The organism is Pseudomonas sp. 300 (assembly GCF_055803035.1).
In genome coordinates, this window is record NZ_JAVLRV010000001.1 from 627040 (window position 1) to 645121 (window position 18082).

15 protein-coding genes are annotated in these 18082 nt (G+C 59.3%); 9 read left to right on the plus strand and 6 right to left on the minus strand.

Going from position 1 to position 18082, the window contains the following annotated elements:
• Positions 1 to 64 precede the first annotated feature (64 nt).
• The 3 genes from Q7W83_RS02850 (at position 65) to Q7W83_RS02860 (ending at position 2008) form a co-directional block, all read left to right on the plus strand.
• Complete coding sequence (locus tag Q7W83_RS02850; protein WP_150633407.1) at positions 65 to 703, plus strand: FMN-dependent NADH-azoreductase; 639 nt, start codon at positions 65 to 67, stop codon at positions 701 to 703.
• Complete coding sequence (locus tag Q7W83_RS02855) at positions 704 to 1009, plus strand: DMT family transporter (protein ID WP_150633406.1); 306 nt, start codon at positions 704 to 706, stop codon at positions 1007 to 1009.
• Between the two features lie 108 nt (positions 1010 to 1117).
• A complete protein-coding gene (locus Q7W83_RS02860) occupies positions 1118 to 2008 on the plus strand; it encodes an esterase/lipase family protein (protein WP_150633405.1) in 891 nt (296 codons plus the stop codon).
• Between the two features lie 98 nt (positions 2009 to 2106).
• On the opposite strand, the gene Q7W83_RS02865 is transcribed toward Q7W83_RS02860, so the two are convergent.
• The gene (locus Q7W83_RS02865) at positions 2107 to 2994 is read right to left on the minus strand and encodes a DMT family transporter (protein ID WP_150633404.1); all 888 of its coding nucleotides are present in this window, start codon (positions 2992 to 2994) and stop codon (positions 2107 to 2109) included.
• 96 nt (positions 2995 to 3090) lie between these two features.
• On the opposite strand from Q7W83_RS02865, the gene Q7W83_RS02870 reads away from it, so the two are divergent.
• The 3 genes from Q7W83_RS02870 (at position 3091) to Q7W83_RS02880 (ending at position 5490) form a co-directional block, all read left to right on the plus strand.
• Complete coding sequence (locus Q7W83_RS02870) at positions 3091 to 3885, plus strand: AraC family transcriptional regulator (RefSeq protein ID WP_191623736.1); 795 nt, start codon at positions 3091 to 3093, stop codon at positions 3883 to 3885.
• Between the two features lie 64 nt (positions 3886 to 3949).
• The gene (locus tag Q7W83_RS02875; RefSeq protein ID WP_150654543.1) at positions 3950 to 4255 is read left to right on the plus strand and encodes a PsiF family protein; all 306 of its coding nucleotides are present in this window, start codon (positions 3950 to 3952) and stop codon (positions 4253 to 4255) included.
• Positions 4256 to 4476: 221 nt separating this feature from the next.
• Entirely contained in the window at positions 4477 to 5490 is a 1014-nt protein-coding gene (locus Q7W83_RS02880; protein WP_150633401.1) for an AI-2E family transporter, read from the plus strand.
• Positions 5491 to 5615: 125 nt separating this feature from the next.
• Here Q7W83_RS02880 and Q7W83_RS02885 read toward each other — a convergent pair whose 3' ends face one another.
• Positions 5616 to 6890, minus strand: a complete 1275-nt coding sequence (locus Q7W83_RS02885; RefSeq protein WP_084319259.1) for an Hsp70 family protein — start codon at positions 6888 to 6890, stop codon at positions 5616 to 5618.
• Positions 6891 to 6965: 75 nt separating this feature from the next.
• On the minus strand, positions 6966 to 7199 hold the full coding sequence (locus Q7W83_RS02890; RefSeq protein ID WP_150633400.1) for a hypothetical protein: 234 nt from the start codon (positions 7197 to 7199) through the stop codon (positions 6966 to 6968).
• Here Q7W83_RS02890 and Q7W83_RS02895 point away from each other — a divergent pair.
• Both Q7W83_RS02895 and Q7W83_RS02900 read left to right on the plus strand, forming a co-directional pair.
• Positions 7189 to 8136: a DnaJ C-terminal domain-containing protein gene (locus Q7W83_RS02895; protein WP_150633399.1), complete on the plus strand. Its 948-nt coding sequence runs from the start codon at positions 7189 to 7191 to the stop codon at positions 8134 to 8136. The two genes, Q7W83_RS02890 and Q7W83_RS02895, sit on opposite strands and share 11 nt — an antisense overlap.
• A gap of 23 nt (positions 8137 to 8159) precedes the next feature.
• A complete protein-coding gene (locus Q7W83_RS02900; protein ID WP_473655645.1) occupies positions 8160 to 8465 on the plus strand; it encodes a chaperone modulator CbpM in 306 nt (101 codons plus the stop codon).
• Between the two features lie 94 nt (positions 8466 to 8559).
• Here Q7W83_RS02900 and Q7W83_RS02905 read toward each other — a convergent pair whose 3' ends face one another.
• Positions 8560 to 9498 (minus strand): RHS repeat-associated core domain-containing protein, encoded by a 939-nt coding sequence (locus Q7W83_RS02905; protein ID WP_473655646.1) that lies wholly within the window; start codon positions 9496 to 9498, stop codon positions 8560 to 8562.
• Positions 9499 to 9605: 107 nt separating this feature from the next.
• Positions 9606 to 10745 carry a sensor histidine kinase gene (locus tag Q7W83_RS02910; RefSeq protein ID WP_150654546.1) on the minus strand — a complete coding sequence of 380 codons (1140 nt, stop codon included), beginning with the start codon at positions 10743 to 10745 and terminating at the stop codon, positions 9606 to 9608.
• 238 nt (positions 10746 to 10983) lie between these two features.
• Here Q7W83_RS02910 and Q7W83_RS02915 point away from each other — a divergent pair, with 238 nt between their 5' ends.
• A complete protein-coding gene (locus Q7W83_RS02915) occupies positions 10984 to 16266 on the plus strand; it encodes a dermonecrotic toxin domain-containing protein (RefSeq protein WP_473655647.1) in 5283 nt (1760 codons plus the stop codon).
• A gap of 54 nt (positions 16267 to 16320) precedes the next feature.
• On the opposite strand, the gene ureC is transcribed toward Q7W83_RS02915, so the two are convergent.
• Entirely contained in the window at positions 16321 to 18021 is a 1701-nt protein-coding gene (gene ureC / locus Q7W83_RS02920) for an urease subunit alpha (protein WP_150639634.1), read from the minus strand.
• Between the last annotated feature and the right edge of the window lie 61 nt (positions 18022 to 18082).

Here is an 18082-nt window from a genome sequence, read left to right on the forward strand (position 1 = left end):
GAGGCGTTCGCGAGCACAAGCTGCACGCTACACGCCGTTCGAGTTTAGTCCTCAGGAGATTCAGATGAACAAAATTCTTGCCATTCACGCCAGTCCGCGGGGCGAACGTTCCCACTCCCGTCGCTTGGCCGAGGTGTTTCTCAGCGCCTGGCAGGCGCGTCATCCGCAAGCGCAACTGACTCGCCGCGAAGTCGGACGGGCGTTGATTCCGCCGGTCAATGAAGCGTTTGTGGCCGCCGCGTTTTACCCGCAACCCGAGGCGCGGCCGCTGACGATGCAGGCCGATCTCGCGTTCAGCGATGAACTGGTCGCGGAATTGCTGGGCCACGATCTGCTGCTGATTTCCACACCGATGCACAATTTCAGCGTGCCCAGCGGCCTCAAGGCGTGGATCGATCAAATCGTGCGACTCGGGCTGACCTTCAATCACACGCTGGACAACGGCGTCGCGCAATACGAGCCACTAGTACAGGGCAAGAAAGCGCTGATCGTCACCAGCCGTGGCGGGTTCGGTTTCGGTCCCGGGGGAGAGCTGGAGGCCTTGAACCATGCCGATACGCTGTTGCGCACCGCGCTGGGGTTCATCGGCATGACGGATGTCACCGTCGTGGCCGCCGAGGGTGAAGAGTCCGCCGCACGTACCTTCGAGATCTCCGCTGCCGAGGCCGAGCAGCGTTTGCTGGCGCTGGCCAGGGAGTTCTAGATGGCCTGGGTGTTTTTGCTGATCGCCGCCGGGTTCGAAGTCACCTTCGCCATGGGCATGAAGTACGCCGAAGGCTTTACCCGGCTCTGGCCGTCGATGATCACGGTCGTGGCGGCGGTGGGCGGGATCTACTTCCTGACCCTGGCCATGCGCGAATTACCGGTGAGCGTCGCCTACCCGATCTGGACCGCTGTCGGCTCACTCGGCACGGTGTTTCTCGGGTTTGCGCTGCTCGGTGAAAGCCTGACGGCGGTCAAACTGGTGTCGGTCGGGCTGATCGTGGCAGGGGTGGCGGGGTTGAAATAGGGGAGATGTCATAGACTGGTCGTCGAGTTGTCATTTTTGATGTCGATGCTTGGCTGATGTCTTGCATTCAGCCTTGCGTCACCTGACCGATCACAAGGATGTCCGCCCATGTCGCAAGGTTCTGCCACGCGTTATCCGTTGGTGCTGGTCCCGGGAATGCTCGGGTTTATCCGTCTGGTGCTCTATCCCTACTGGTACGGGATCGTGGCGGCGTTGCGCCGGGGTGGTGCGACGGTGATTGCGGTGCAGGTTTCGCCGCTGCACTCGAATGAAGTGCGCGGTGAACAATTGCTGGCGCAGATCGAAGAGATCCTGCGGGAAACCGGGGCCGAGAAGGTCAACCTGATCGGTCACAGCCAGGGCTCGCTCACGGCCCGATACGCCGCCGCCAAACGCCCGGATCGTGTGGCTTCTGTCACCTCGGTGGCAGGCCCCAATCACGGCTCGGAACTGGCGGATTACCTGCACAAACACTACCCGGCGGACAGTGCGAAGGGACGGCTGCTGGCGTTTTTATTGCGGGTGATCGGTGCGTTGATGAGCCTGCTGGAAACCGGTTATCGCGGGCCGAAGCTGCCGGTGGATATCCACGCCTCCCATGAATCGCTGACGACGGCGGGTGTGGCGCTGTTCAACCAGCGTTATCCACAGGGTCTGCCTGACACATGGGGCGGACACGGGCCGGAAGAGGTGAATGGCGTGCGCTATTACTCGTGGTCCGGCACGTTGCAGCCGGGCAAGACCGATCGCGGGCGCAATCTGTTGGACGGGACGAATCGCAGTTGTCGACTGTTTGCCAAAACCTTCGTGCGCGAAGTCGGGCATTGCGACGGGATGGTCGGGCGTTACAGCTCGCACCTCGGCACGGTGATTGGCGATGAGTATCCGCTGGATCACTTCGACATCGTCAACCAGTCGTTGGGGTTGGTGGGGAAGGGGGCGGAGCCGATCCGGTTGTTTGTCGAGCATGCGGCGCGGTTGAAGGCGGCGGGGGTGTAACGTCAGATAAACCGAATCATCGTTCATCGCGAGCAGGCTCGCTCCCACAGTTGACTGCATTCCCCTGTGGGAGCGAGCCTGCTCGCGATGACTTCATATCAGGCGACGCTAATCCTGCGGCCGAGCACGGTGGTCCAGCGCTCCGAAACAATCACCCCACCCAACGTCAACACCCCGCCCACCAGGTGATACATCGCCAATTGCTCATGCAACACCGCCGCGGCAATCAGTGCAGTAATCACCGGCAGCAAATTGAAAAACAGCGTCGTCCGGCTCGGCCCCAGACGCACCACGGCCTGCATCCACGCCAGCGGCGCAACCATTGATGCCAGCAGGCAGGCGTACAGCACCAGCGGAATATTCTGCAGCGTCGGACCGATTTTTGGTGACACGGCGAACAGCGGAAACAGCACCACCACCGCCACCCACACCTGCAGATACAACAACACCAGCGGCGGCAAACGCAGCTGCCATTTTTTCAGCAACGTGCTGTAAATCGCGTAGGCCAGCGTGGCGATCAACATCATCGCATCGCCCAGATTTACCCCGTGCTCAAGCAAGGCACTGAGGCTGCCGGACGACACCACCACCAACACGCCGGCAAACGACAACACCGCACCGGCCAGCGCTCCCGCCGTCAGACGCTGACCGAGGCTGATGATTGCCATGGCCAGCGACATCAATGGCATCAGTGACAGGATGATGCCCATGTTGGTGGCTGAGGTCAGCGTCGCGGCGAAGTACGCCAGGCTCTGATAAACCGCCATGCCCAGCACGCCGAGGATGAAAATCTTCCCCAGGTTCGGGCGGATGGCCGACCAGTGGGCAATCACGGTTTTGAGCATGAACGGCGTGAACAGCAATCCGGCCAGCAGCCAGCGGTAAAAACCGATCTCGGCCGGGAAGATCGCTCCGGCCGACATTTTGGTGATCACGGTATTGCCAGCCCAAATGAAAATGGCCAGCAGGGGATAAGCGTATTGCATCGGAAAAACCAGAAACGTTAATAAGGGCTGATTATCGCCTGTCTGGATGAAAGCCTATACTTCGATCCAGACAACCTGCCCCGGATGACGGACAGCATGACCAGTAAACACATCGACCTGCTGGACTTCAGCGAATTGCCTTCGCCGGTCTACTTCCGTTATGCCGACTTCGACACCCACGAATATGCCTCCGCCCACCGTCACCCCTGGGGCACCCTGGAGTATTCGGCCAACGGTGTCTTGCACATGGAAATCGGCAGCAGCCGTTTCATGTCGCCCCCGCAATACGCCGTGTGGGTGCCGCCGCAGATTGAACACAGTTTCTACAGCAATCAGCCCATCAACTACCGCGCGGTCTGCCTCGCGCCTGCGCTGTGCCGCGAGTTGCCAAAGCAGGCCTGCACCCTGGCCATCAGCGACATCCTCAAAGCGATCCTCAAGGACTTCGCCGCCCGTGACGTGAAGGTTCCCGAGCAAGAGGCCGACCAACGCCTGGCCCAAGTGCTGGTGGATCAGCTGCAGCAGGCGCCCGTCCACGACTGCTATTTGCCCTACGCCAGCAGTCCCGGACTGCTCGGCATTCTCGAAGCCTTGCAGGCTGAACCGGGAGATAACCGGCCGCTGTCGGCGTGGGCAGAGCAGATCCACGTCAGCGAGCGCACCCTGGCGCGGCAGTTTGTGCGCGAGTTGGGCATGAGTTTTGGCGAATGGCGGCAGCGCCTGCGCTTTTTGGCGGCGATCGAAGCGTTGGACAGTCATCGCAGCATTCAGGAAATCGCGTTCGACATGGGCTACAGCACCGGTTCGGCGTTCATCGCCATGTTCCAGCGTCAGGCTGGGTGTACGCCGGAGCAGTATCGCCGCAGCCATCTGTCGGGCAGGAAGGTGTAACAGGCTTTGTCTACACTCCAGAGCGAGGCCGCGCCCCTCGGTGCGGCAACAAGGAGAAAACTCCATGAAGATGTTGCGTGTCCCTTTGTTGATGATCGGTTTGCTGCTCTGCTCCCAGGGCTTTGCTGCCACTGCCCAACAGAACAAGATGACCACCTGCAATGCCGACGCTACCGCAAAAAGCCTCAAGGGCGATGAGCGCAAAGCCTTCATGAGCACCTGCCTCAAAGCGGCGCCAGCCGCCAATGACGCCAAAGCCCTGAGCCCTCAGCAAGAGAAGATGAAAACCTGTAATGCCGATGCCGCGACCAAAGCCCTCAAGGGGGATGAGCGAAAGGCGTTCATGAGTGATTGCCTGAAGAAAAAATAAGCACTGGACTGGGGCACTGTGAGGACCTCATCGCTAGCAGGCTAGCCCCCACACTTGGAATGCATTCCCCTGTGGCAGCTGGCCTGCTAGCGATGGGGCCGGTAAGGTCACTGCAAAAAAACATCCGAGCCCCGATCAAGGTCGACCCACACAATCCCTAGTGCTGACACCCGAACGCTGGCAGACTGCCAATCCTTTTACGCCGTTCGTTTTGAGGCTGTATGCCAACGTTTTCTCAACGCCAAGTCTTGCTGGTTATCAGTTGGGTCATCATCTTTGGTGGCTTGCTGCTGGTGATCCCGTTGCGCTTGCTGCCAAGCCTGTTGGCCGGCCTGCTGGTGTTCGAACTGGTCAACATGCTCACCCCGCAATTGCAGCGGCTGATCGAAGGTCGGCGTGCGCGCTGGCTGGCGGTGGCGTTGCTGGGGACATTAGTGGTCAGTGTGCTGACGCTGATCTTCGCTGGCGCCATCAGTTTTCTGCTGCATGAAGCGGAAAACCCCGGTGCTTCCCTCGATAAATTCATGCACGTGGTCGATCGCGCGCGCGGGCAATTGCCGCCGTTCATCGACGCCTATCTTCCGGCCAGTGCTGCCGAGTTCCGTGTGGCGATTGGCGAGTGGATGAGCAAACACCTCAGCGACCTGCAACTGGTGGGCAAAGACGCGGCGCACATGTTCGTGACGTTGCTGATCGGCATGGTGCTCGGCGCGATCATCGCCCTGCAACGGGTGCCAGACCTGACCAAGCGCAAGCCGCTGGCCGCTGCACTGTTCGATCGTTTGCACCTGCTGGTGCAGGCCTTCCGCAACATCGTGTTCGCGCAGATCAAGATTTCCTTGCTCAACACCTTCTTCACCGGGATTTTCCTGGCGGTGGTCTTGCCGATGTTCGGCATCAAGCTGCCGCTGACCAAGACCCTGATCGTGCTGACCTTCCTGCTCGGCCTGTTGCCAGTGATCGGCAACCTGATGTCGAACACGCTGATCACCATCGTCGGCCTATCGCTGTCGATCTGGGTGGCAGTGGCCGCGCTGGGTTACCTGATTGTTATCCACAAGCTCGAATACTTCCTCAACGCGCGCATTGTCGGTGGGCAGATCAGTGCCAAGTCGTGGGAGTTGCTGTTGGCGATGCTGGTGTTCGAGGCCGCGTTCGGCCTGCCGGGGGTGGTGGCGGGGCCGATTTATTACGCGTATTTGAAGAGTGAGTTGAAGCAAGTGGGGATGGTTTGATCCCAGAGATGTATTGCCTGATCTGACGCCATCGCTAGCAGGCTAGCTCCCACACTGGTTTTGTGAACACCACAGATCCAATGTGGGAGCTAGCCTGCTAGCGATGGGTGCACCCCGGTTTCGGGTCAGTCCATCGGGCCGTAACGCTTGGCCGCTTCGATCGCCAGGCCGCTGCCGATGCTGCCAAAGATATTCCCTTCCACATGCCGCGCATTCGGCAACATCGCCGAAACACTGTTGCGCAACGCCGGAATCCCGCTCGAACCGCCGGTGAAGAACACCGTATCCACCTGATCGACCCGCACATTGGCGTCGTTCAGCAACTGGGTCACGCTGTTGCGCACGCGCTCCAGCAGGTTGTCGATGGCCGATTCGAACAGCGCCCGGCTCAGCTCCACGCTCAGGCCCGGCTCGATGCGATCCAGCGGCACATGGCGGCTGTCGGCATGGGTCAGCTGGATCTTGGTTTCTTCCACTTCCATCGCCAGCCAGTGCCCGGCGCGTTGCTCGATCAGCTTGAACAGACGGTCGATGCCGCCGGTGTCTTCGATGTCGTAGCGCATGCTGCCCAAAGCCAGGGTCGACTTCTGCGAGTACACCGAGTTGATCGTGTGCCAGGTCGCCAGGTTCATGTGGTGGCTGGTCGGCATGTAGGCGCCGCTCTTCATGCGGCTGCCGTAGCCGAAAAGCGGCATCAGGCCTTGCAGGCTCAGCTGCTTGTCGAAATCGGTCCCGCCGATGTGCACGCCGCCGGTGGCGAGGATGTCATCGTGACGGTTGTCGTGGTTGCGGCGCTCAGGTGACAGGCGCACCAGCGAGAAGTCGGACGTACCACCGCCGATGTCGACGATCAGTACCAGCTCTTCCTTTTCGATGGTCGATTCATAGTCGAACGCCGCCGCAATCGGCTCGTACTGGAACGACACATCCTTGAAGCCGATGGCGCGGGCCACGTCCACCAGGGTGTTTTCCGCTTCCTGGTCGGCCATTTCGTCGTCATCGACGAAAAACACCGGGCGGCCCAGCACCACTTCGTCGAACTCGCGACCGGCGGCTGTTTCGGCGCGCTTCTTCAATTGGCCGATGAACAACCCGAGCAGGTCCTTGAACGGCATTGCCGTGCCCAGAACGCTGGTGTCGTGCTTGATCAGCTTGGAGCCCAGCAGGCTCTTGAGCGAACGCATCAACCGGCCTTCGTAGCCTTCCAGGTACTCGTGCAGCGCCAGCCGGCCGTATACCGGGCGGCGTTCTTCCATGTTGAAGAAGACCACCGACGGCAGGGTGATCTTGTCGTCCTCCAGCGCGATCAGCGTTTCCATGCCGGGGCGCAGCCAGCCGACGGTGGAGTTGGACGTGCCGAAGTCGATACCACAGGCACGGGCTGGAGATGCGTTTTTCATGTCTATCAGGTTCCGGTTAAAAAACGGCCGCGCAGTGTATGTCAGTGCGACGCAGATTCGAAGGCCGACTATCCGCTAAATCTCAGCCAATAGCGCCTTGATAAGCTGGCGGGATGCCCCAAACTTGTCTGCAATGAGCCTGGCAGCCATCGGACGGTCGCAAGAACCGCCTTCTGCTGCCGATAAACTTCTGATGCGCTGCCCGGTCACAAACTTGAGATCGGTCAACCCTGCGGCTGCCAAAGAGCGCATGCTGTCGGTGACGGCGCGATTTTGATAATGGATGGTGATTCCTACGATGGACTTCAAAGACTATTACAAGATTCTCGGTGTGGAACCGACAGCGGACGATAAGACGATCAAAGCGGCTTATCGCAAACTGGCGCGCAAATACCACCCGGACGTCAGCAAGGAAAAGGACGCCGAAGCCAAGTTCAAGGATGCCTCGGAAGCCTATGAAGCGCTGAAAAGCGCCGACAAGCGCGCCGAATACGACGACTTGCGCAAATACGGCCAGCACGGCCAACCGTTCCAGGGCCCGCCGGGTTGGCAGGGGCGGGGTGCAGGTGGTTTCAGTGGCGGCCAGGATACGGGCGATTTTTCGGACTTCTTCAGTTCGATCTTCGGCAACCGTGGTCCGGGTTTTGGTGGTGGGCAGTCGGGCCGCAGCGCCGGACGTCGAGGGCAAGACGTGGAAATGGAGCTTGGGATCTTTCTGGAAGAAACCCTCTCGAACGAATCGAAGAAGGTCACCTTCCAGGTGCCGCAGTACAACGCGGCGGGCCAGCACGTCAGCAACACCAGCAAAAGCCTGAACGTGAAAATCCCGGCCGGCGTGACCGACGGCGAGCGCATCCGCCTCAAAGGGCAGGGTGCGCCGGGAGTCGGTGGCGGGGCCAACGGCGATTTGTTCCTGATCATTCGCTTCGCGCCGCATCCGAAGTTCGACGTCGAAGGCGAGAACCTGATCATCACGCTACCGCTGGCGCCATGGGAATTGGCACTGGGCACCGAAGTGGCTGTGCCTACACTCACAGGCAAGATCAACCTCAAGGTGCCGGCCGGTAGCCAGAACGGCCAGCGCATGCGCGCCAAGGGACATGGCTTGTTGAACAAGGCCGGTCAACGGGGTTATCTGTTCGTGCAATTGAAGGCGGTCATGCCAAAAACCTCGAGCGATGAGGTCAAGGCGTTGTGGCAGGAACTGGCGAAAAAAGCTGCATTCGACCCGCGAGAAAATTTCTGATCCAAGAGACGGAGTAGCCCATCATGAGCAACCCCCTGATCGTTCAACTGGACATGGCAGAATTCTGTGAGGCGACCGAACTGTCGGACGTCTACGTGATCGAAATCGTCGAGCACGGCATCCTCGAACCTCAGGGCAAGCAGCCCAAGGATTGGCGTTTCAACGATTATGAGCTGGCGCTGGCCAAACGTGCCGCCAAGCTGCGGCACGACCTGGAGCTGGAGTGGGAAGGGGTTGCCCTGGCGCTGGATCTACTCGAAGAAGTCCAGCAACTGCGGGCCGAGAACCGGATGCTGAAGCAGCGGTTGGGGCGGTTGGTGGTGGAGTAGGTCGTAGGTTGTGGACGGGGGCGCCTCGACGCCTCCATCGCTTTACTGACCAGTGAGGAACCAAGGGCCCACCTCCTTTGGTAATGGTCAAAAATCAACCACCTGGTGCTGGTGGGTCCCTTCTGATTTGGTCTTGTATCGAGCTCAAATTCGCCTTTTCATAACTACTATGCATAACCCTGCCATCTTCAGTTACTTGACCACGGTAAAAACGGGTGGCACCGCTCTCTAGTCTTCTTGGCGCAAGAGGAGGGACTACATAGGTAGACGTTTCGGCTTGGACCCACGGCCGTCTTCCGGACGAGCCTGGCAACGAGGGGTTCTGCAATGGAGCCGGCGTTGTACTTCTTCCCGTTGGACCGTATGCGTTGCTGGCTACGGCGCTAAATACTTGACCAAGAGGAGATTCTGGTTTGAGGTAGCGCCTTGGCGGTGGAACTTGATAGTCCTCATACCCGTCCGGTAGCCCTCTACGTCTATTGTTTCGCACCGATGGGGGTGTTTGTGGGTTTGTGTTAGAGGGGAGGTTCACTGTTGACGTTGGAGTAGCCGTCGCACGCGAGCTCACTGGAAGTGGCACATATTCGTTGCGGCTAGTTCGTGGTCTGGCTTCGAGAGCAGGAAACGAATTTGTCGTTCTGGGTTTGAATATCCTCTTGATATTTCGCCCCCACTTTGCAGGGTTAAAGTGCCCCGACGGATCTGAACCCATCACTGGCTCACCCCCACAATACATATAGGCATTCAACCCGCCCGCTCCAAACGGACTCCAGCCGTCCGGACTATGGAAACACATCAAGACCGGGTTGTAAGCTCGATAGCCGTTGCCCAGTAAATACCATCCGATGTTGCTTTCGCGTATTTGACCGTTGAACCCTAGGTTCGTGGCTATCTTCTGCCGGGCGGTCTGGTAGCCATAGGCGGAATAAGCAACGGAGTTAGGACGCCCCCCCGCAAGTTCAGCGAATATCGAGTGCTTGCTGTCAGTCGCCAGCAACAGGGAGCGTGACGGGTGTGAAGGGGCGGAGGTCATGGGAGCCTTTCCTTGGTGAGAAAGTCGACTTTGATCAACGCCCTTAGTGTGCCTCTACTGCAGAGTGCCGGGAACTATCAGAACTGATAGTGAGGTGCCGGTGGCTCTTACACAGTGCTGCGGATATTGCGCGGCAACACCACCGTGAACAACGTCCCGTCGGTTTCGTTCGAACTGACTTTAATCGTCCCGGCGTGGGCATCGACCACTTCCTTGACGATAAACAAACCCAGCCCGAGGCTGGTGGAGGGCTGGCCGAGTTGTTCATCGGCGCTGCGCACCAGCGGGTCGAAGATCGTGCCCAACGCGTCGTCGGGAATCGGGGCGCCGTAGTTATGCACCGTGAGGCGAACCGCATCGGGCTCGCCGCTGAGGGTGACCGTCACATCCCGCTTGTTCAACCCATGCTGCAACGCGTTGCCGATCAGGTTTTGCAGCAGTTGAGCCAGGCGTCCGGCATCCCAGACGCCTGTCGTGTCTCCCTCGACATGAACCGTCGGATCACACTCCGGATTGCCGGCACACGCTTCGGCAATCGCCGCGTGGGCGGCATCGGCCAGGTCCATCGGTTTCGGTTCAATCGGCAGGCGCTTGCCCAGGCGACTGCGCACCAGCTCCAGTAAATCGCTGACCATCACCGCCATGTGCCGCGCGCCACGCTTGATATTGACCGCGCAAGCCAGCGCTTCGTCTTCAAGCGGGGCTTTGCGCATCAGCAATTCGGTGGACATGCTCACGGCTTGCAATGGCGCGCGCAGGTCATGGCCGAGAATAGCCAGGAAGATATCCCGCGAACGATTGACCTGTTCGGCATAAGCCGCCGTGGATTCGGCAAGGGCTTCATCGATGGCTTCATTGAAACGGATCATGTCCTGGAAGTAGGCAAGGTCCGGCGATTCCAGGCTGTTGACCCACAACCGGATCACACAGGCGCGCAGGTGGCGGAATTCGCTGGTCATCTGCACCAGATCAAAGCCCACGGTATGCCGCAGTTCACCATGGCTGGCGCCGGCTTCGTCGAGGCTCGGGGTTTTCTCCGGGCCTTCGCCTTTGGCCTTGGCGCGTTGTTCGCTGGCGGTTTGCGCGGTGGTCATGTCTCGAGCGGCGGCCAGCAGGATTTCCTTGGCGTGATCACGCAAGGAAACCCGATCCATGTTTTCGGCTGCCGGGGTAATCGTTCTGGCGAACTGCTCCCATTCATCGACGATACGGTCTACGTGTTGCCTGATGAATTCGGATAAGCGCATGGTCGGTTTCCTGGTGGCAATCTGGGGGCATCTTAGCCTCTTTGACGTCCCCTAAAAACTCCCATTGTGCCGGTCACCATACTTCGGTGGCTTCAGGGGGCTAATTAATTGTTTTTTAGATTCTGAAATTCAATGCAATGTTGATTTATCTCTATGTTCCCAGTGGCTTTTTAATCTTTTTTTTTAAACCGCATTCAGTAGTCTGGTGATTCTTTTTCATCGCATAAGGATTTGCGAAATGACCCAACTATCTGACGTTCCGGCGCTTCAAAATAATTCCGGACAGGGAGAGGGCAAAGATAATGTTCATCGTGATTATCTACTGGGCAAACTGCCTTCGCCGGTAAAAGACGCACCGGTTTCGCGACTGCTCACGATGGCTGATTCGACAGTGGATTTCCCGGAGTGGTATTTGAATGCACGCGCCATTGACCGTCAGTACCTCAAGCAACTGACCGATGAGCGCTGGCGTACCCAGGTTCCGCTGGACAAAGCGCTGGAGGATTTGCAGCAGGACATTTCCGCCTTCGCCGAACCCTTGCTCGTCAAAGCATTAAAGGAACAACTGAATCTCGATCTGGACGTCAATGCGACGCTCATTCGGCTGTATATCCCGGCAAAGCTGGGTTTTGGCATCGATACCAATGCCAGTCGATTGAGGCAGTCCACGTTGCTGGAAGCGGCGCTTCACAATTTCGAGGCGCCCGAAACGCAGGCCGGCGGTTTTCGCGATGGCTCTGGCATCTTCACCCTGGACGGCGAAAATCAGTTACTGCGGCATGCGCTGACCGTCGAACGATTTGCTGACCTGTGCCGCACGCTTGATATCGGAATGCACTATCAGCAGCACATAAAAGGCCTGCTGAGTCCGCAAGAAGGTACGGCCAAAGCGTTGGTTGAACGGCAATGCCTGGCCAGCGAAAAAGCCGCTTTCAACGAAGCCGCGCTGATCGCTTACTTGAAAAACGACATCAGTTCCTATGGCTACGGGAAACTCAAGCAAGTTAGTGACGATGAAAAGGGCATCCTTTGGAACAATCGCCCTTTGCAATGTCATCGACTTTCGCTGTTGGGGTTCAGGTTATCCGGCATCCTGTTATTCAGCGCAGTGGCAGACCCCACTGAAGTCAAAAGAATTTACGACAGTCTGGTTCCCGCGCACCAGCGCACACTGCTGGAATGGTCCAGTCGTTTGACGCTGCTGCCAGGCCAGGAATTTGAACAGTTCAAACTGCTCGAGGCGTTTTTCGCCAATGGCCCCGGCGGTCTCGTCGACGCCATGTTGCAAAGGGAAGATGGTTTTCAACAAAGCCGTCTCGACGGGGCGTTGATCGCCTATGTCCCGGATGATCCCAGGCACCCGCTCAAAGAGTATGCGTCCTTCACTGACTTCATGAAGGAACTGACGAGCCAGTTGCGCTCGCCGGACTATCAGCATTTTTTCAGCCGATTCGTCGCACAAAAAGACCATGGCAAATTCTTTGCCCGGCTTCGCGAACGTTTCACCACGTTCACCTGGACGCAGCGTGAGCCGCTGGACATGGGGCCGTGGTGGCGAGAGACCGCGGTTGAAAACGCCAACGCAGAGCCCATCACCAACATCATCTCAGGCGATCTCTGGCCGCAAATCGGTCGCTGGCGCAGGGACAAAGCGATTGCGGATGCGCGGCGCATCGCTGTGCCGACCGGGGACGAAGACGCGACCACCCGCTGGAATCGGTTGACCAGTTATCTGACCATCGGCTGGAACGTGTTCAACTTTGGCGCCATGTTGGTGCCCGGGCTCGGCGAAGCGATGCTGGCGGTCATGGTCGGGCAGATGCTGTTCGAAACCATGGAGGGCATTGAGGAGTGGAGCAAGGGCGACAGGGAGGAAGCGGCGGCCCATCTCACCGGGGTCATGATCAATTTTGCACAACTGGCGATCATGGCGGCGGGAAACGTTTTGCCCGCCGGTGCGGCGGCGTCGGTCAAACCGTCGGCCTTTATCGAACAGTTGAAAAAGGTTGAGCTGCCTGATGGCAAGACACGCCTGTGGAAACCGGACCTGTCGCCCTACGCCCATGACCTGACGCTGCCCAACGGAACGAGGCCAAGCGAACAGGGGCTTTACCGCCACAGTGAAAAAAACTTCCTGAAGCATGAAAGCAAACACTTCGAAGTCAGAAACGATCCGCGCACGGGTCAGCCACGCCTGCAACATCCGGAGCGGCCGCAGGCGTATCAGCCAGCACTCGAACACGACGGTGCGGGCGTCTGGAAGACCGAGCTCGACCGACCCGTCGAGTGGGACAAAACCACACTCATGCGGCGCATGGGGCCGGCGGTCGAGGGTTTCTCCGATACCACGCTGGAGCAGATTCGGCTCGTCAGTGGTATCGAAGAAGACCTGTTGCGCAGATTGCATGTGGTCAACGAACCGGCGCCAGCATTGCTGACCGACACCATCGAACGGTTCAAGACCTGGGCCGACGTGCAAAAACTGCCGGAGCAGATTCTGCGCGATGAGGTGCCTGAAGCGTTCATCGAGCAGGTGCCCCGTTTGCTGGTTGACCTGCCGAGATGGCCTGAGCAAAAAAGTATCGAGCTGTTTGACGGCGCTGGTTTTACGGGGCGTTCGACTACGTACGGCAATGTCGACGCGTCGCCGGCCAACACGCTGAAGATAAGCCGAGCCGAGGTCAGCGCAGGAAAACTTCCAGAGCTTGCCGTGAAGTTCATGAACGAAGCCGACGTCCACGCGATGCTTGGGCAGGGCATTTCGGCAGACGAGCACATCCGGATCGACGCGTTGAAAAACAAGATAGCCGTGCGGGCGGGCCATCAGCGTGAGTCGCTGTTCAACGCGCGGGATCGTCGTCTGCAACAGACCGACAATCGGCAAGTGCTGGCGCTCCAGGATGCGTTCAGCGGCCTGCCAACGGTGATCGCCCGGGAGTTGCTGGCCGACCTCGAACCGCAAGACCTGCTCCACATCACCGACTCTTCGCGCATCCCCTTACAGCTGCAAGAACGCACGCGGGCGACCTTGCAGGCGTTACGAGCGGCACGGGCCTACGAAGGGCTGTTTTTCGATGCCGCCTACGGCGTCGATACCGAGCGGCTGGCGTTGCACTCGTTGCAAGCATTGCCGAACTGGCCCGACAACGTGCGGATCGAAATCCGCGAGGATTCATTTGATGGACCGTTGCGCGCCAGTGTCGGCCCGGCGGATGCCTCCGTTCGCCGGGTCCTGGTCCGCGAGGACGGTCAGTACCAGGCCCGTGATGACGATGATCTGCACCTGCATGGGCCGGACGACCTCTACGTGTCCGTGTTGCATGCCCTGCCGGATGCCGAACGAAACGCGCTGGGGTATCACATCAATCAAGGCGCAACGCTAAAGCAGGCCGTTCAGAAAACGCCATTGCCACGGGACAGGTTCAACGTTCTTCTGACGGATAACCCTGTTCGCAAGCCCGCGTACGACCCGGCCACGATGCGGCTGCGTGGCGGCATGCGCGGGGTTTCTCAGGGCGTGCGACGGGTCGCCGGGCGGTTGACGCCGCAAGAGCGGGTCCGAGTCGTTCGTCCCGGATGGACGGAGGCCGAGGCGCAGGCTTATCTGGAGGCGGGTGGCAGCGACGTCAGTCCTGAGCAGAGGGCGAGTGCACTGGAAGGGGAATTCGATCGGCTCAATATCAATTTTCAACGTTGGTTGAGGTCACCGACCGAAGGGTCCTGGTTCACTGGCGCCGGTGCCGCCGAGTGGCAATCCAGAAACGCGGTATACAAAGCGATCAGGGAGTGTTGGCAGTACACCGGATTGCGCCATGTGGATTCGTTCGGCGAGCTGCAAGGCGTTGTACTCGACCTCGAGAACATGCCGTTGGGTCGTCATCTGCGCACCATGCCCATGCTGGAGGGCACCTTCGATCACGTCACCCGCCTCAATCTGACCCTGACCGAATTGACCGATGCGCATATTTCCCTGCTCGATCATTTTCCCCGATTGCGTTCGCTCAACGTCAACGGTAATTCGCTCACCCGGTTTCCTCGTGCCGTCGGTCGCATGCGTGCGCTGACGGAGCTGAGCATGCGAGGAAACCGCATTGTGCTGGATACGCAAGGCGCCGCGGACCTGCGCAACCTGACACGGCTTCAAGCCCTGGACCTGTACGGCAACCCTCTGGGCCGGGAACCGGATATTGGCAGCATGCGCATGTTGCATACGCTGATCCTGGCCGACACTGGCATTCGGACCTGGCCGGACGGTTTGTTCGCGCAGCCACGCTTCCGGCATTTTTACCTGGACATGCAGTACAACGAAATCACCTACGTGCCCATGGTCGCGCGTGGCTCCATTGAGGCGGAATTGCTGGCGCGCACGGTGTTGAGCCGGGACACGGATTATCTGCCGGCCTTCAATCTGCAGACGCTCAGGGAGTACATCGCGTCCGTCGGCATGGACCCCGATCGACCGTATCCGCCTCGTGGCGTGCGTGACAGCCTCGATTGGGAGGCCGGCATGACCCGACGGGAATGGGTGGCCAAACAGGCAGTGTGGAACAGCGTCGAGGATGAGATCGGCTCGCTCGGGTTTTTCAACGAGATTCGCAAACTCACCGAATCGGGGCATTTCAAACACGACACCGGGTTTCGGGTCGACATGACCGCCAAGGTCTGGCGAATGCTCGAAGCGATGTCGAAAAATACCGAGCTGCGGCAAAAACTCTTCACTATGACCACCGTGCCCACGGCGTGTGTCGATGCCGGCGCGCAGCTGTTCAACGCCATGGGAATGGAGGTGCTGATTCATGAAGCCTATGAACTGGCCAATCCCGCGCTGGTAGAGGCTGAACTGGTGACGCTGGCGCAGGGCAAGTCGCGTCTGGATGAGCTCAGCAGGATTGCCCGCAAAACGGTGTCCGAGCGCGAGGCGATGGGCGAGCAATTCAGGCGCGTCAATGCCGCGGGTGAGGTCACCGGCACGATTGATGAGGTTGAAGTTCACCTGGCGTTCATGACGGATCTTGCCGAGCGGCTGGACCTGCCCTGGCAGACGCGAAAAATGCAGTTCAGAAAAATCGCCGCGGTTACGCCAGAGATGATCGAGGATGCTTTTCGACGTGTGCTGGACCTTGAGGAAGGAGAACTTCTGGGGGATTTACTCGTCGATCAACCGTTCTGGGCATCCTACGCCGAGGGGGTCAATCGGGGGGTTATCAAAGGTTTCCGTCGCCGGATCGAAGCCACGATCGAGTTCTACTCAGCGTTGGAAAAACGCGCAACCGAGACAACACTTTCTCTGGAGCAAAAGGCTCAGTTAAAGGAAGAACTCAGGGTGCTGGGTGCTGAATTGAACAAACCGCAAAGCGCGTTTGCACCGGGACGCGTCATGACCGAAGCGGAATATGCCGCCGAGCTGGAAGCCATCGACGAGGACAGGAAAACGTTTATCAAAACGTTCACGCGCCAGGCGATCGAACGGGCAAAACTGCAACGGGTGGAAATGCCCTTCACCGTACAGCCGAACAGCTGATCGTGGTTGTTTGACGCCGGGGCCCGGCAGGGCCCCGGTGATCCAGTCGATCGATCAAAACAGGAAGTAACGCTGAGCCATCGGCAGCACATCCGCTGGCTCGCACCACAACAACACACCGTCGGCCTTGACCTGATACGTCTGCGGATCGACATCGATACTCGGCAGGTAGTCGTTGTGGATCAGATCGGTTTTCTGCACCTCGCGGCAGCCTTTGACCACGCCGATTTTCTTCTTCAAACCCAAGGCCTCGGGAAGACCGGCCTCCTGCGCCGCCTGACTGATAAACGTCAGGCTGGTGGCGTGCAACGAACCGCCGTAGCTGGCGAACATCGGGCGGTAGTGCACCGGTTGCGGTGTCGGAATCGAGGCGTTGGCATCACCCATCAGACTGGCGGCAATGGCGCCGCCCTTGAGGATCAGCGTCGGTTTGACGCCGAAGAACGCCGGACGCCAGAGCACCAGGTCCGCCCACTTGCCAACTTCAATCGACCCCACTTCATGGCTGATACCGTGGGTGATTGCCGGGTTGATCGTGTACTTGGCGATGTAGCGTTTGGCGCGGAAGTTGTCGTTGCCTTCGCCATCACCGGGCAACGGGCCGCGCTGTTTTTTCATCTTGTCGGCGGTCTGCCAGGTGCGCGTAATGACTTCGCCGACGCGGCCCATGGCCTGGCTGTCGGAGCTGATCATCGAAAACGCGCCGAGGTCGTGGAGGATGTCCTCGGCGGCAATCGTCTCGCGCCGGATGCGGCTTTCGGCGAAGGCTACGTCTTCGGCAATGCTTGGGTCCAGGTGATGGCAGACCATCAGCATGTCGAGGTGTTCGTCGATGGTGTTGCGGGTGAACGGCCGGGTCGGGTTGGTCGAGCTCGGCAGCACGTTAGCGAAGCCGCAGGCCTTGATAATGTCCGGAGCATGCCCGCCGCCCGCGCCTTCGGTGTGATAGGTGTGGATGGTGCGGCCCTTGAAGGCGGCGAGGGTGGTTTCGACGAAACCCGACTCGTTGAGGGTGTCGGTGTGGATCGCCACCTGCACATCGTACTGATCGGCGACACTCAGGCAGTTGTCGATACTCGCCGGGGTGGTGCCCCAGTCTTCGTGCAATTTGAGACCGATGGCGCCGGCCTTGACCTGTTCGATCAATGGCCCAGGCAGGCTGGCGTTGCCCTTGCCGGTGAGGCCGATGTTCATCGGGAAGGCATCCGCCGCTTGAAGCATCCGCGCCAGGTGCCATGGGCCGGACGTACAAGTGGTCGCGTTGGTGCCGGTGGCCGGCCCGGTGCCGCCGCCGATCATGGTGGTGACGCCGCTCATCAGCGCCTCTTCGATCTGCTGTGGGCAGATGAAGTGGATGTGCGTGTCGATGCCGCCGGCGGTGAGGATCATGCCTTCACCGGCGATCACTTCGGTACCGGCGCCGATGGCGATGGTGACGTTCGGCTGTACGTCCGGATTGCCGGCCTTGCCGATGCCGGCGATGCGCCCGTCCTTGAGACCGACGTCCGCTTTGACGATGCCCCAGTGGTCGATGATCAGCGCGTTGGTGATCACCGTGTCGACGACTTCGGCGGCCAGTAGCTGGCTCTGACCCTGGCCGTCGCGGATGACTTTGCCGCCGCCGAATTTCACTTCTTCGCCGTAGGTGGTGAAGTCTTTTTCGACCTCGATCCACAGTTCGGTGTCGGCCAGGCGGACCTTGTCACCGACGGTGGGGCCGAACATGTCGGCGTAGGCTTGACGGGAAATCTTCATTCGTTCGCCTTGAGATTCAATTGAATTTGAAATCGTTCGCTGCGCTCACTATCGCGAGCAG